Consider the following 14,492-nt stretch of genomic DNA (forward strand, 5'->3'; position numbering starts at 1 on the left):
GTGTGGCGAAAGCTCCGAAACGCGCGTTTGTCTGTAATGAATGCGGTGCGGATTACCCGCGCTGGCAGGGGCAGTGCAGCGCCTGCCATGCCTGGAACACCATTACGGAAATTCGTGTTGCTGCGTCGCCCACCGTGGCACGCAATGAGCGTCTCGCTGGCTATGCCGGCAGCGCGGGCGTATCGAAAGTGCAAAAACTTGCCGATATCAGCCTTGAAGAGCTGCCGCGCTTCTCTACCGGTTTTAAAGAGTTTGACCGTGTGCTTGGCGGCGGCGTTGTGCCCGGCAGCGCTATCCTGATTGGCGGCAACCCTGGCGCGGGCAAATCCACGCTGCTGTTGCAGACGTTGTGCAAACTCGCCGAACAGATGAAAACGCTGTACGTCACGGGGGAAGAGTCGCTGCAACAGGTGGCGATGCGTGCTCACCGGCTTGGGTTGCCGACGGCCAACCTGAATATGTTGTCGGAAACCAGTATTGAGCAAATCTGCATGATCGCGGAGGAAGAGCAGCCGAAGCTGATGGTGATCGACTCCATCCAGGTCATGCATATGGCGGATATCCAGTCTTCGCCGGGCAGTGTCGCGCAGGTGCGCGAAACGGCGGCTTACCTGACGCGGTTCGCGAAAACACGCGGCGTGGCGATTGTGATGGTCGGCCATGTGACGAAAGACGGTTCCCTGGCCGGGCCGAAAGTGCTGGAGCACTGTATCGACTGTTCGGTGCTGCTGGACGGTGACGCAGACTCCCGTTTCCGCACGTTGCGTAGCCACAAAAACCGTTTTGGTGCGGTCAATGAACTGGGCGTGTTCGCCATGACCGAGCAGGGGCTGCGTGAAGTCAGCAATCCCTCGGCCATTTTCCTCAGCCGCGGCGATGAAGTGACTTCCGGCAGCTCGGTGATGGTGGTGTGGGAAGGTACGCGTCCGCTGTTAGTCGAAATTCAGGCGCTGGTAGATCACTCGATGATGTCGAACCCCCGGCGGGTTGCGGTGGGCCTGGAACAAAACCGTCTGGCGATCCTGCTGGCGGTGCTGCACCGTCACGGTGGGTTGCAGATGGCGGATCAGGACGTGTTTGTGAACGTTGTTGGCGGGGTGAAGGTCACCGAAACCAGCGCCGACCTTGCGCTGTTGCTGGCGATGGTTTCCAGCTTGCGCGACAGACCGTTGCCGCAGGATTTGGTGGTGTTTGGCGAAGTGGGGCTGGCCGGTGAGATCCGCCCGGTGCCAAGTGGCCAGGAGCGTATTTCGGAAGCCGCCAAGCATGGTTTCCGCCGCGCCATTGTTCCGGCGGCGAATGTGCCGAAAAAAGTGCCGGAAGGGATGCAGATTTTCGGTGTGAAGAAGCTTGCGGATGCGTTAAGCGTCTTTGACGACTTATAATTGGCTAATGATTTTTGCAGGAGGCAACAATGTCGTCATTTGACTACTTAAAAAACGCCATTCGTCAGAAAGGCTGCACGTTACAACAGGTGGCGGATGCCAGCGGCATGACTAAAGGCTATTTGAGCCAGTTGCTGAACGCCAAGATTAAAAGCCCCAGCGCGCAAAAGCTGGAGGCATTACACCGCTTTCTCGACCTCGAATTTCCCCGTCGGGAGAAGAATATCGGTGTGGTGTTCGGCAAGTTTTATCCGCTGCATACCGGGCACATCTACTTGATCCAGCGCGCCTGCAGCCAGGTCGATGAGTTACATATCATCCTCGGCTACGATGACACCCGCGATCGCGAGTTGTTTGAAGACAGCGCCATGTCGCAACAGCCGACGGTAAGCGATCGTCTGCGCTGGTTATTACAGACCTTTAAATACCAGAAAAACATCCGTATTCATGCCTTTAATGAAGAGGGCATGGAGCCGTATCCGCACGGCTGGGATGTCTGGAGTAAGGGCATTAAGGCGTTTATGGCCGGGAAAGGGATTACGCCGAACTGGATCTACACCTCGGAAGAGTCGGATGCGCCGCAGTACTTGCAGCATTTGGGCATTGAAGCGGTGCTGGTGGATCCCAAGCGTACCTTTATGAATATCAGCGGCTCGCTGATCCGCGAGAACCCGTTCCGCTACTGGGAATATATCCCGACGGAGGTGAAGCCGTTCTTTGTGCGTACGGTGGCGATCCTCGGGGGTGAGTCCAGCGGGAAATCGACGCTGGTCAATAAGCTCGCCAATATTTTCAACACCACCAGCGCGTGGGAATTTGGCCGCGATTATGTGTTCTCGCATCTCGGCGGCGATGAAATCGCTTTACAGTATTCCGATTATGACAAGATTGCGCTGGGGCACGCGCAGTACATTGATTTTGCGGTGAAATATGCGAATAAAGTGGCGTTTATCGACACCGATTTCGTCACCACGCAGGCGTTCTGCAAAAAATATGAAGGGCGCGAGCATCCGTTTGTTCAGGCGCTGATTGATGAATACCGTTTCGACCTGGTGATCCTGCTGGAGAACAATACGCCGTGGGTGAATGATGGGCTACGCAGCCTTGGCAGTTCGGTGGATCGTAAAGAGTTCCAGGACATGCTGGTCTCGATGCTGCGGGAAAACAACATTGAGTTTGTGCGGGTAGAGGCGGCGGACTACGATTCGCGCTTCCTGCAATGCGTTGAACTGGTGAAAGAGTTGATGGGGCCGTAGCCCCATCAGATTTATTTCGCGATACGTTTGTACTTAATACGTTTCGGCTCCAGCGCGTCTGCGCCCAGCGTACGTTTCTTGTACTCTTCGTATTCGGTGAAGTTACCTTCAAAGAACTCCACTTTACCCTCATCCTGATAATCCAGAATATGGGTCGCAATGCGGTCGAGGAACCAGCGGTCATGCGAGATAACCATCGCACAGCCCGGGAACTCGAGCAGGGCGTTTTCCAGCGCGCGCAGGGTTTCGATATCCAGGTCGTTGGTCGGTTCATCGAGCAGCAACATGTTGCCGCCAACCTGCAGCAGCTTGGCCAGATGCAGACGACCACGCTCACCACCAGACAACTCACCAACGCGTTTGCCCTGATCGGTGCCTTTGAAGTTAAAGCGACCAACATAGGCGCGGCTTGGCATTTCGGTGTTGCCGATACGCATGATATCCAGCCCGCCGGAGACTTCTTCCCACACGGTTTTGCTGTTATCCATCGCGTCGCGGAACTGATCCACCGACGCCAGTTTCACCGTCTCACCCAGGGTGATGGTGCCGCCGTTCGGCTGCTCCTGACCTGACATCATACGGAACAGCGTCGATTTACCCGCGCCGTTCGGACCGATAATGCCGACAATCGCCCCTTTGGGTACGGAGAACGACAGATTATCAATCAGCTGGCGATCGCCGTAGGATTTGCTGAGGTTGCTGACTTCCACCACTTTATCGCCCAGACGCGGTCCAGGTGGAATAAACAGTTCGTTGGTTTCGTTACGTTTCTGGTATTCGGTATTATTAAGCTCTTCAAAGCGCGCCAGACGGGCTTTGCCCTTCGACTGACGGCCTTTCGCGCCCTGACGCACCCACTCCAGCTCTTTCTCAATGGATTTGCGGCGCGCCGCTTCCTGAGAGGCTTCCTGCGCCAGACGCTGATCTTTTTGCTCCAGCCAGGAAGAGTAGTTGCCTTCCCACGGAATCCCTTCGCCGCGGTCCAGCTCAAGGATCCAGCCTGCAACGTTATCAAGGAAGTAACGGTCGTGGGTGATCGCCACCACGGTGCCTTCGAAGTCGTGCAGGAAGCGTTCCAGCCAGGCCACAGATTCCGCATCCAGGTGGTTGGTTGGTTCGTCGAGCAGCAGCATGTCCGGCTTTTCCAGCAGCAGGCGGCACAGTGCCACGCGGCGGCGTTCACCCCCGGAGAGGTTGGCGATTTTCGCATCCCAGTCTGGCAGACGCAGCGCGTCTGCGGCGCGTTCAAGCTGCACATTCAGGTTATGCCCGTCGTGCGCCTGGATAATCTCTTCAAATTTGCCTTGCTGTGCGGCCAGCTTATCGAAGTCAGCATCCGGCTCAGCGTATTTGGCATACACCTCATCCAGACCTTTCAGCGCGTTAACCACTTCCGCGACGGCTTCTTCCACCGATTCGCGCACGGTCTGTTCCGGATTAAGCTGCGGCTCCTGCGGCAAATAGCCGATCTTGATGCCCGGTTGCGGGCGGGCTTCGCCTTCAATGTCTGTGTCGATGCCGGCCATGATGCGCAGCAGGGTAGACTTACCGGCGCCGTTAAGACCCAGCACGCCGATTTTTGCGCCAGGGAAGAAGCTTAGCGAGATATTTTTCAGAATATGACGTTTCGGCGGGACAACTTTGCCGACACGATGCATGGTATATACGAATTGAGCCACGTTGGACTTCGCCTCTTTTATCGTCATAGAAGGAGTATTCAACAGCGGAGTGTAGCCGTTTTCGACGCTTAAGCCCAGCCAGCTAAGCCCGGAGTGTTAAATCCCGTGAGAAAGGTAAAAAAGTGTTCGGAACATGGCGCGTTAAGGCCTGCCCGGTTAGCATTACGTTATGACGCGGCATGACGCTGCCACGAAGAGAGAATAAGAGGAAAGAGCTGTGCAGAGAGCTAAACATACCGCCTGGCGATTTGCGGCGGCCTGCGTTTGTTTGCTGTCCCTCAGCAATGCGGCGCGTGCGGATTCACTGGATGAACAACGTAATCGTTACGCGCAAGTCAAAACTGCGTGGGATAACAAACAAATGGATGTGGTGCAGCAACTGCTGCCGACGCTGAAGACATATCCGTTGTACCCCTATCTTGAATATCGCCAGATCACTGACGATCTGATGAATCAGCCCGCGATCACCGTCTCCAATTTTGTGCAGGCTAACCCCACTTTACCGGCGGCGCGTGCGCTGACGTCCCGCTTTGTCAATGAACTGGCTCGCCGCCAGGACTGGCGAGGCCTGCTGGCGTTCAGCCCGGAAAAACCGACCACCACCGAGGCACAGTGTAACTACTACTTTGCTAAGTGGAGCACCGGGCAGGCGGAAGAGGCCTGGGCCGGAGCAAAAGAGTTGTGGCTGACCGGCAAAAGCCAGCCGAATGCCTGTGACTCGCTTTTTGGCGCGTGGCGGGCCTCGGGTGCTCAGGATCCGCTGGCGTTTCTGGAACGCATTCGTCTGGCGATGAAAGCGGGCAATACTAAACTGGTTACGCTGTTGGCCGGGCAGATGCCGGCGGACTATCAGACCATCTCAACGGCGATCATTAATCTTGCCAACGATCCGGGTACGGTGATGGATTTTGCCCGTACGACCGGCGCGACCGATTTTACGCGGCAGATGGCGGCGGAAGCCTTTGAAAGCGTGGCGCGCCAGGATGTGGAGAATGCCCGGTTGATGATCCCGTCGCTGGTGCAGGCGCAACAGTTAAACGACGATCAAACCCAGACTCTGCGCGATATTGTCGCCTGGCGTTTAATGGGTAATGACGTCACCAGCGATCAGGCGCGCTGGCGTGATGATGCGATCATGCGTTCGCAATCCGTTTCGCTGCTCGAACGGCGCGTGCGTATGGCGATTGGCGATGGCGATCGCCGTGGGCTCAATACCTGGCTTTCCCGTTTGCCGATGGAGGCGAAAGAGAAAGATGAATGGCGATACTGGCAGGCGGATCTGCTGCTTGAACGTGGGCGAGACACCGAAGCCAAAGAGATCCTGCACGCGCTAATACAGCAGCGTGGCTTCTACCCGATGGCCGCCGCTCAGCGTCTGGGCGAGGATTATCCGTTGCAGATTGATAAGGCACCGGGCAACCCCGATCCTGCTCTGATCCAGGGCGCGGAAATGGCGCGCGTGCGCGAGCTGATGTACTGGGGGCTGGATAATACCGCCCGTAGCGAGTGGGCAAACCTGGTGACCAGCCGCAACCAGCAGGAGCAGGCGCAACTGGCGCGTTACGCGTTTAATCAGCACTGGTGGGATCTCAGCGTGCAGGCCACCATCGCTGGCAAGCTGTGGGATCATCTGGAAGAGCGTTTCCCGCTGGCCTACAACGATCTTTATGCCCGCTACACCCGCGGCAAAGGGATCACCCAGAGCTATGCGATGGCGATTTCGCGCCAGGAAAGCGCGTGGAACCCTGCCGCGCGTTCGCCAGTCGGCGCCAGCGGGCTGATGCAACTCATGCCTGGCACCGCAACGCACACGGTGAAGATGTTCGGCATTCCGGGTTACAGTAATGCCGGTCAGCTTTTTGATCCGGAAACCAATATCAATATCGGCACCAGCTATCTGCAATACGTTTATCAGCAGTTTGGTAATAACCGTATTTTCTCCTCTGCGGCGTATAACGCCGGGCCAGGTCGGGTGCGTAACTGGTTGAACAGCAGTGGCGGGAAATTGGATGCGGTGGCGTTTGTTGAAAGCATTCCGTTTTCTGAAACCCGTAGCTATGTGAAAAACGTACTCGCCTATGATGCGTACTATCGCTTCTTCATGGGAGAGAGTAAGCCCGCCGTGTTCAGTGATGCTGAATGGCAGCGCCGTTACTGATTTCTGTGGTTTATGCTATGCTGTGTACTCGCTTAAGAGTACACAGCACTGAACCCTGAGAGTGGCGGTAAATTATGACTCAGCAATCCCCTTATTCAGCAGCAATGGCCGAGCAACGCAACCAGGAGTGGCTGCGTTTTGTTGAACTGGTCCGGCAGTCTTACGAGAAGGAGCTGCATATTCCGTTGCTTAACCTGATGCTCACACCGGATGAGCGGGAAGCACTGGGCACCCGGGTACGGATTATCGAAGAGCTGCTGCGCGGTGAGATGAGCCAGCGCGAGCTGAAATCCGAACTTGGCGCGGGCATTGCGACAATTACACGCGGATCGAACAGCCTGAAGTCCGCGCCTGCGGACTTACGTTTGTGGCTGGAAGAGATCTTACTGAACGGTCAACGGTAAATCGCATTGTGAAACGGGCTGAGCGCGAGGATCACCGCCTGGTGATAAACGCTCGCGCGGGTCAGTTTCCCGGCAGTGAACACGCCGATCGCGCCCTCCTTACGACCAATTTCATCAATGCCGGTGTGGTGTGACATCACCGGCCCCAGCGCTTCCCCCGCACGCACTTTCTCCAGGATCACCGCCGGTAGCGGAAGTGTGGCCGAACGGGCTTCTCCGCGCTGGTGATGATTTTCAATCACCACCCAGCTAAAGGTGCTGTCGCCGTCTATACCGGCTTCAATGGCGACCCAAAAATCCGCATCGGGTCGGATTTGCCGCGCGTTGGCAACGCGATTTCGTGCGCCAGCCCGCGTTTCGTCACTGCCAAACGGCTGTTCAGGGACGCCGCTATCGACGGATACGGACTCGATATGGCAGGATCCCTCCCCGAAGATCTCGTTAAAAGCGTGCAGAATCGCCCGAATTTTCGCGGGATTGGTGGTAGCTGAGACAACATGGTGCATAATCTATACTTGGCTTGTCCGAAACGAGACGCGTTCTTTATTCCGGGCAGAGGCCTTCCTCAGATAATAAATTCATCGCAGTATAATGGATAAAAAAGCATGTTACAGGTATACCTTGTTCGCCACGGTGAAACGCAGTGGAACGCCGAGCGTCGTATTCAAGGCCAGTCTGACAGTCCGTTAACCGACAAAGGGGAGCAGCAGGCACGGCAGGTGGCTGAACGCGCCAAAGCGTTAGGCATCACCCACATCATCGCCAGCGACCTGGGTCGCACGCGCCGTACGGCTGAAATTATCGCTGATGTTTGTGGCTGCGGCGTCACGCTCGAGCCGCGCTTACGCGAGCTGGATATGGGCGTGCTGGAACGTCGCCACATCGAATCCCTGACGGAAGAAGAAGAGAGCTGGCGTCGCCAACTGGTGAATGGCACAGCGGATGGTCGTATTCCCGATGGCGAGTCTATGCAGGAGTTGAGTGACCGCATGCATGCGGCATTGGCGAACTGCCTCGAACTGCCTGAGGGCAGCCGCCCGATGCTGGTCAGTCACGGTATGGCGCTGGGCTGTCTGGTGAGTACGATCCTTGGGCTTCCTGCCTGGGCTGAACGCCGTTTGCGTCTGCGCAACTGTTCCATTTCCCGTATCGATTATCAGCAAAGCCCGTGGCTGGCATCCGGATGGGTGGTGGAAACCGCAGGAGACGTCTCGCATCTGGACGCTCCCGCGCTGGACGAGCTGCAGCGTTAGTGGCGAATAGGCACCAGGAACTCGCAGCGGATGTGCGCTGGCGGCTCGCGGTCGTTTTCGCTGCCATCATGCTGCGGGTAGAAATGCTCGATATCCTGCCCTTTGCGGCGCGTAAGGTTGAGCATTGGCATACAGGTGCCATACACCGTCAGGATAAACGCCTGCACGCCGTCTGGTGAGCCTTCGTAAGAAAACGCGACATAATCGCCGCCTTCCAGCAGCACCGGCTGGGCGTTATTCAAATGTCCGTTCGCCATCTCCGGCGTGAGCGCTGTCGTGTAAAACACTTCCTGTTCGTCATCTTTTTCCAGGCTCGGACGCGGCTCATGCAGGCCGTACAGCTCCGACGGGATGGTCGGCGAGTTACTTAAAAAGTCACGCCAGAACTGAATACGCATCTGATTACGGAAATCGGATATCTCTTCCAGTGAACAGGTATAACTCTGCGTTGTGCCAATCAGGTGCATCGGCGGCAGCGTTACGAATTCATGCTTCGGCAGGATAATTTCCCCCAGGCGCATTGGCGGGCGGATGCCAAAAGCACTCCAGTCTGGCGAACGGCGGTAAAGCGCCGGCGTAACGGCAAATTGTTTCTTGAATGCGCGGGTAAAAGTTTGTTGTGAATCAAAGCGATACTGTAGAGCTATATCCAGGATTGGGCGGGCGGTAAGACGCAGCGCAACAGCGGACTTCGACAAACGACGTGCGCGGATATACGCACCGATGGCATGGCCCGTTACGTCTTTGAACATCCTTTGCAAATGCCACTTGGAATAACCTGCTTTTGCCGCCACATTGTCTAAAGACAAGGGCTGATCCAGGTGGCCTTCTAGCCAGGCAAGTAAGTCGCGAATGATCCCAGCCTGATCCATATAATATCCTCTTCCTTAAAACAGCGGTTAACGCTTGATACAGGGGACGGATGATAGCGGGTTTTTTTGGCTTTAGCATTCAGTGTTTTTTTTGTGCACTGATGCGCATTGTGACTGATTTTCATCATAAATTTTGTAAATTGGTGATCTTCAAACGAATTCTCATCATAAAGATGAATAGTTACGTAACGTAATATTCAAAAATGGTAACAATATGAAATACGCAAAGTTAATAGTTCCTGCATTGTTGTTGGCAACGCTGAGTGGCGCGCACGCAGAACAGATTGGTTCTGTGGATACCGTTTTCAAAATGTTTGGCCCTGATCATAAGATCGTGGTTGAGGCGTTTGATGATCCGGATGTGAAAAACGTGACCTGTTATATCAGCCGGGCGAAAACCGGCGGCATCAAAGGAGGCCTGGGTCTGGCGGAAGATACCTCTGACGCCGCCATCTCTTGCCAGCAGGTGGGGCCGGTTGAGTTAACGGATAAAATCAAGAGCGGCAAGGCGCAGGGCGATGTGGTTTTCCAGAAACGTACGTCGCTGGTGTTCAAGAAATTGCAGGTTGTACGCTTCTATGATGAGAAACGTAACACGCTGGCCTATTTAGCTTATTCCGATAAAGTCGTGGAAGGTTCGCCGAAAAATGCATTGAGTGCAGTACCGATCATGCCCTGGAGTAAGTAACAGAATGCCTGGACTGCAACCGCTAATCTGGCTGGTGGAAGATGAAAGCAGCATCGCTGAAACGCTGATTTACATGTTGCAACAAGATGGGTTTAGCGTCACCGCTTTTGAGCGTGGATTACCGGTTCTTGATGCCGCAGCGCAGCGGTTACCGGATCTGGTCATTCTGGATGTTGGACTGCCGGATATCAGCGGTTTCGAATTGTGTCGGCGGCTTCTGGCGCATGCGCCAGCGCTGCCGGTGCTGTTTTTGACTGCCCGCAGTGATGAGGTGGATAAACTGCTGGGGCTGGAGATGGGCGCGGATGATTACATCGCGAAACCTTTTTCTCCACGCGAGGTCTGCGCCAGGGTGCGCACCGTACTGCGCAGGCTGCAAAAGTCGACGTTGCACAGCGATATGTTGCGGGTCGGGCAGTTTGAACTCGATGAAGCCGCTGCTCTGATTCGCTGGTGTGGTGAACCTTTGCTGCTGACGCGCTATGAGTTTCTGTTGCTAAAAACGTTGCTGCTGGCGCCCGGGCGCGTTTTCTCCCGCCAGCAGTTAATGGATCAAGTATGGAGCGACGCGCAGGAGAGTTTTGACCGCACCGTCGATACCCATATCAAGACATTGCGCGCCAAGTTGCGCGCTATCAATCCGGAAGGTAATCCGATCAATACGCATCGCGGCATGGGCTATAGCCTGGGGATCCGCTAATGCGTATTGGCATGCGTTTGCTGCTGGGCTACTTTCTGATTGTTGCGGTTGCGGCGTGGTTCGTGCTGTCGATCTTTGTTCAGGAGATCAAACCTGGTGTGCGTCGCGCAACGGAAGGCACGCTCATTGATACCGCTACGCTGCTGGCGGAACTTGCCCGTGAGGATCTGCGTACCGGCCATGCGCAGGATGGCAGACTGGCGCAGGCGTTCTCAACCCTCAATCACCATCCGATCAATGCCCATATCAGCGGCATTCATAAAGTCCGCAATGAGTATCACGTTTATATGACCGATGCTGCAGGGCGCGTGGTGTTTGATTCGGCCGGGAAAGCATTGGGCGAGGATTATTCCCGCTGGAATGATGTCTGGCTTACGCTGCGTGGGCAATATGGCGCGCGCAGTTCGCTGGCGATTGCTGGCGAGCCGCAAAGTACGGTGATGTATGTTGCCGCACCGGTGAGTGATGGGGGGCGGATTATCGGTGTCGTTAGCGTCGGCAAGCCTAACAGTGCGATGGATCCGGTGATCAAACGCAGTGAGCGGCGGATCTTATGGGCTGGCGGCGCGCTGCTGGGGATTGCATTGCTGATTGGCGCAGTGATGGTGTGGTGGATCAATCGCTCCATTGGCAAGCTGGCGCGCTATGCTGATTCCGTAACGGAGGATCGCCCGGTTCCACTGCCGGAGCTGGGGAGCAGAGAGCTACGCAAGCTGGCGCAGGCGCTGGAGAGCATGCGTGTGAAGCTGGAAGGCAAAAATTACATTGAACAGTATGTTTATGCTCTGACGCACGAACTCAAAAGTCCGTTGGCGGCCATTCGTGGTGCGGCAGAGATTCTGCGTGAAGGGCCACCGCCTGATGTCGCGGCACGTTTTACCGATAATATCCTGCGGCAAAACGCACGAATGCAGAGCCTGGTGGAAAAACTACTGCATCAGGCAAAGCTGGAAAATCGCCTGGAAATTGCGTTTATGCCTGTTGATGTGGACACGTTATTCCGCCAGTTACAGGAGCAGCGCAGTGTAGCGCTCGCCGCGAAAGGATTGACGCTTCACTGCGAGCCGGGAAATGTGCAGGTGGCAGGAGATAGCGAATTACTGGCGCAGGCGTTGGGTAATTTGCTGGATAACGCCATTGACTTCACGCCTGCTGGCGGCGTCGTGACGCTACGCGCCAGCAATGAAAACGAGGCGCTGGTGCTCTCGGTTAGCGACAGTGGTTCCGGGATCCCTGAGTATGCGCTGGCGCGCGTGTTTGAGCGCTTTTATTCATTGCCGCGGGAAAATGGGCAGAAAAGCAGCGGCCTCGGGCTGGCATTTGTTCGGGAAGTCGCGCGTTTGCATCACGGTGAGATTGTTGTGTCGAATCGTGCACAAGGTGGTTGCGAAGCCCGGTTGACGCTTCACCCTCACTTCACATAACTTCAAATCCTTCACACATAGCCTCGCTACTCTGCGCGCATCACAAAGGAGAAGGCTATGTTGAAATCCCCCCTGTTCTTGAAAATGTTCACCCTCGCGGGTTGTCTCTGCGTCTTGTTGGTTCCGCTGACAATGCTCAGCAGCCTGATTGGCGAGCGCGCGAATTACCGTAATGACGTGACGGATACGTTGCGTCAAAGCAGCGCCGGCGCGCAGAAATTGATTGGCCCATTGATTGCGGTTCCGGTAACGGAAACGGTGATCTCAATGGAAAGCGCGGGCGATAAAGATGCACCAAAAGAGGTGCGCCGTAAGCACAGTTATATACGCATGTGGTTGCCGGAGTCGCTGATGGTCAACGGCACGCAGCAGGTCGAAACACGCAAAATTGGCATCTACGATGGGCAAATCTGGCATAACGAGATAGAGATCAAAGCCGAATTTGACCCAAAGCGGTTGGATATCAAACCCGGCGAGAACATCACACTGGGTGAGCCGTTTATGGTATTAGCCGTGAGCGATTCCCGGGGGATTGGTCAGATACATACCACTCGCCTGAACGGCGAGGCGCTGAGCGTGGAACCCGGAACCGGGCTGATGAGTGAGTTGCAGGGGATCCATATGCTGCTTGCGGCGGAGAGTTTGAATAAACCGCTGCAACTGTCAATGTCCCTTAATCTGAGCGGCACCGGCGCATTCTCGGTAGTGCCATTAGGCCGTAACAGTGAAATGACGCTCAATAGCGACTGGCCTCACCCGGGGTTTATGGGCGATTTCCTGCCTGAAAAACGGGAAGTGAGCGCCACTGGTTTTCAGGCTCACTGGCAAAGTAGTTGGTTTGCCAACAACCTGGACAGTAAAGTGCGCGATAGCATCAGGCTTGCCGCCAGCAATGACTGGGTCCTGCCTGCATTCAGCGTCAATATCGCCACGCCTGCGGATCAATACCAGTTAACTGACCGGGCCGTGAAGTATGCCGTGTTGTTGATTGTACTCACGTTTCTTGCGTTCTTTGTTTTTGAAAGCTTAACCGCACGGCAGATGCACCCTATGCAGTACATGCTGGTTGGTTTGTCGCTGGTGATGTTCTATCTGGTGCTGCTGGCCTTGTCTGAACATACCGGATTTACGCTTGCCTGGATCATTGCCAGCCTGCTCGGCGCATTGCTGAATGGGATCTACCTGCAGGGCGTGATGAGAAGCTGGCGCGCCAGTTTACTGTTTACCGCTGCATTACTCTTGCTGGATGGTGTGATGTGGGGGCTACTGAATTCAGAAGATAACGCGCTGTTACTTGGCACCGGCGTCTTGTTTGTGGCGCTAAGCGCGGTGATGTTCCTGACGCGTAAACTCGACTGGTACAGGTTATCTACGGGCAGAAAAAAGACGAATGAGCCTGTCGCGGATGCTGAAGAGGCATTGCGGGTCTGGAAATAAAAAAAGCGGCGCTGAGCGCCGCTTTTTCGTCTGTATTCACTTATTCCTGCAAATCGCCGCAGAAACGGTAACCTTCGCCGTGGATAGTGGCGATGATTTCCGGCGTATCCGGAGTCGATTCAAAATGCTTGCGAATGCGGCGAATGGTCACATCCACAGTACGGTCGTGCGGTTTCAGCTCGCGACCGGTCATTTTTTTCAGCAGTTCAGCACGGGACTGAATTTTGCCAGGATTTTCGCAGAAGTGCAGCATCGCGCGGAATTCGCTGCGCGGCAGCTTATACTGCTCACCGTTCGGGCTGACCAGCGAGCGGCTGTTGATATCCAGTTCCCAGCCATTAAATTTGTAGCTATCAACGCTGCGGCGTTCTTCGCTGACCGTGCCCAGGTTCATGGTACGGGACAGCAGATTGCGCGCACGGATAGTCAGTTCGCGTGGGTTGAACGGTTTGGTGATGTAGTCGTCCGCGCCGATTTCGAGGCCCAGAATTTTATCGACTTCGTTATCACGCCCTGTCAGGAACATCAGCGCCACATCCGCTTGCTCGCGTAATTCACGCGCCAGCAGCAGGCCGTTTTTGCCTGGCAGGTTGATATCCATAATCACCAGATTGATATCATTGTCCGAAAGGATCTGATGCATTTCAGCGCCATCAGTCGCTTCAAAGACATCGTAGCCTTCTGCTTCGAAAATGCTTTTTAACGTGTTGCGTGTTACCAACTCGTCTTCAACAATAAGAATGTGCGGGGTCTGCATGTTTGCTACCTAAATTGCCAACTAAATCGAAACAGGAAGTACAAAAGTCCCTGACCAGCCTGGTGCATGTAGAAAATTAACATGACGGCGTAACATGACTAAAGTACGTATTGCGTTCTTGATGCACTTTCCATCAACGTCAACAACATCATTAGCTTGGTCGTGGGTACTATCCCTCTGAACCCGACAGTGTCAAAAACGGCTGTCATCCTAACCATTTTAACAGCAACATAACAGGCTAAGACGTAAATGACACCCAATAAAACTACGCTTCGTTGACATATATCAAGTTCAATTGTAGCACGTTAACAGTTTAGCGAAATCCTGATAGCTAATTGCTAGCGTTTATTACAATTCTACAATAAACCAACTAGTTGCGAATATTAATTGATAAACACGACGAATCCAACACTATGGCAAGAACCTGTATTAAAATGCCATGAATAAACATAGGGATAAGTCCCTTCTGTTAACATATT

General features: G+C 54.7%; 13 protein-coding genes and 1 pseudogene. 10 read left to right on the forward strand and 4 right to left on the reverse strand.

Going from position 1 to position 14,492, the window contains the following annotated elements; all coding sequences use genetic code 11:
* Positions 1–2: 2 nt before the first annotated feature.
* Both radA and nadR read left to right on the forward strand, forming a co-directional pair.
* A complete protein-coding gene (radA, locus tag ACQ3G7_RS09320; RefSeq protein ID WP_088237431.1) occupies positions 3–1,385 on the forward strand; it encodes a DNA repair protein RadA in 1,383 nt (460 codons plus the stop codon).
* 29 nt (positions 1,386–1,414) lie between these two features.
* Complete coding sequence (gene nadR / locus ACQ3G7_RS09325) at positions 1,415–2,641, forward strand: multifunctional transcriptional regulator/nicotinamide-nucleotide adenylyltransferase/ribosylnicotinamide kinase NadR (RefSeq protein WP_263098128.1); 1,227 nt, start codon at positions 1,415–1,417, stop codon at positions 2,639–2,641.
* 11 nt (positions 2,642–2,652) lie between these two features.
* Here nadR and ettA read toward each other — a convergent pair whose 3' ends face one another.
* Positions 2,653–4,320 carry an energy-dependent translational throttle protein EttA gene (gene ettA / locus ACQ3G7_RS09330; protein ID WP_263098127.1) on the reverse strand — a complete coding sequence of 556 codons (1,668 nt, stop codon included), beginning with the start codon at positions 4,318–4,320 and terminating at the stop codon, positions 2,653–2,655.
* Between the two features lie 217 nt (positions 4,321–4,537).
* Here ettA and sltY point away from each other — a divergent pair, with 217 nt between their 5' ends.
* Both sltY and trpR read left to right on the forward strand, forming a co-directional pair.
* A complete protein-coding gene (sltY, locus tag ACQ3G7_RS09335; protein ID WP_430889623.1) occupies positions 4,538–6,478 on the forward strand; it encodes a murein transglycosylase in 1,941 nt (646 codons plus the stop codon).
* Positions 6,479–6,552: 74 nt separating this feature from the next.
* Complete coding sequence (gene trpR / locus ACQ3G7_RS09340) at positions 6,553–6,882, forward strand: trp operon repressor (RefSeq protein WP_430889624.1); 330 nt, start codon at positions 6,553–6,555, stop codon at positions 6,880–6,882.
* Here the strand turns inward: trpR and yjjX are convergent.
* Positions 6,873–7,388, reverse strand: coding sequence for an inosine/xanthosine triphosphatase (gene yjjX, locus ACQ3G7_RS09345; protein WP_430889625.1), 516 nt, complete (start codon positions 7,386–7,388; stop codon positions 6,873–6,875). The genes trpR and yjjX overlap by 10 nt on opposite strands.
* 99 nt (positions 7,389–7,487) lie before the next feature.
* On the opposite strand from yjjX, the gene gpmB reads away from it, so the two are divergent.
* Positions 7,488–8,135, forward strand: a complete 648-nt coding sequence (gene gpmB, locus ACQ3G7_RS09350; protein WP_061497859.1) for a 2,3-diphosphoglycerate-dependent phosphoglycerate mutase GpmB — start codon at positions 7,488–7,490, stop codon at positions 8,133–8,135.
* Here gpmB and robA read toward each other — a convergent pair.
* Complete coding sequence (robA, locus tag ACQ3G7_RS09355) at positions 8,132–9,007, reverse strand: MDR efflux pump AcrAB transcriptional activator RobA (RefSeq protein WP_430889626.1); 876 nt, start codon at positions 9,005–9,007, stop codon at positions 8,132–8,134. The two genes, gpmB and robA, sit on opposite strands and share 4 nt — an antisense overlap.
* A 214-nt stretch (positions 9,008–9,221) precedes the next feature.
* On the opposite strand from robA, the gene creA reads away from it, so the two are divergent.
* The 4 genes from creA to creD are packed head-to-tail and all read left to right on the forward strand — an operon-like array spanning position 9,222 to position 13,256.
* Complete coding sequence (creA, locus tag ACQ3G7_RS09360) at positions 9,222–9,695, forward strand: protein CreA (protein ID WP_430889627.1); 474 nt, start codon at positions 9,222–9,224, stop codon at positions 9,693–9,695.
* Between the two features lie 4 nt (positions 9,696–9,699).
* The gene (gene creB, locus ACQ3G7_RS09365; RefSeq protein ID WP_430889628.1) at positions 9,700–10,395 is read left to right on the forward strand and encodes a two-component system response regulator CreB; all 696 of its coding nucleotides are present in this window, start codon (positions 9,700–9,702) and stop codon (positions 10,393–10,395) included.
* Positions 10,395–11,819, forward strand: coding sequence for a two-component system sensor histidine kinase CreC (creC, locus tag ACQ3G7_RS09370; protein WP_430889629.1), 1,425 nt, complete (start codon positions 10,395–10,397; stop codon positions 11,817–11,819). Before creB ends, creC begins: the two co-directional genes overlap by 1 nt.
* Positions 11,820–11,876: 57 nt before the next feature.
* Positions 11,877–13,256 (forward strand): cell envelope integrity protein CreD, encoded by a 1,380-nt coding sequence (gene creD / locus ACQ3G7_RS09375; protein ID WP_430889630.1) that lies wholly within the window; start codon positions 11,877–11,879, stop codon positions 13,254–13,256.
* A gap of 40 nt (positions 13,257–13,296) precedes the next feature.
* Here the strand turns inward: creD and arcA are convergent, their stop codons facing one another.
* Positions 13,297–14,013, reverse strand: coding sequence for a two-component system response regulator ArcA (gene arcA / locus ACQ3G7_RS09380; RefSeq protein WP_061497839.1), 717 nt, complete (start codon positions 14,011–14,013; stop codon positions 13,297–13,299).
* Positions 14,014–14,107: 94 nt separating this feature from the next.
* Between arcA and yjjY the strand changes: the two are divergent.
* Positions 14,108–14,247 (forward strand): annotated as a pseudogene (yjjY, locus tag ACQ3G7_RS09385) (YjjY family protein).
* The last annotated feature ends 245 nt before the right edge of the window (positions 14,248–14,492 follow it).

Origin of the sequence: Kosakonia sp. N21, assembly GCF_050587465.1 — a bacterium.
Lineage (GTDB): Bacteria > Pseudomonadota > Gammaproteobacteria > Enterobacterales > Enterobacteriaceae.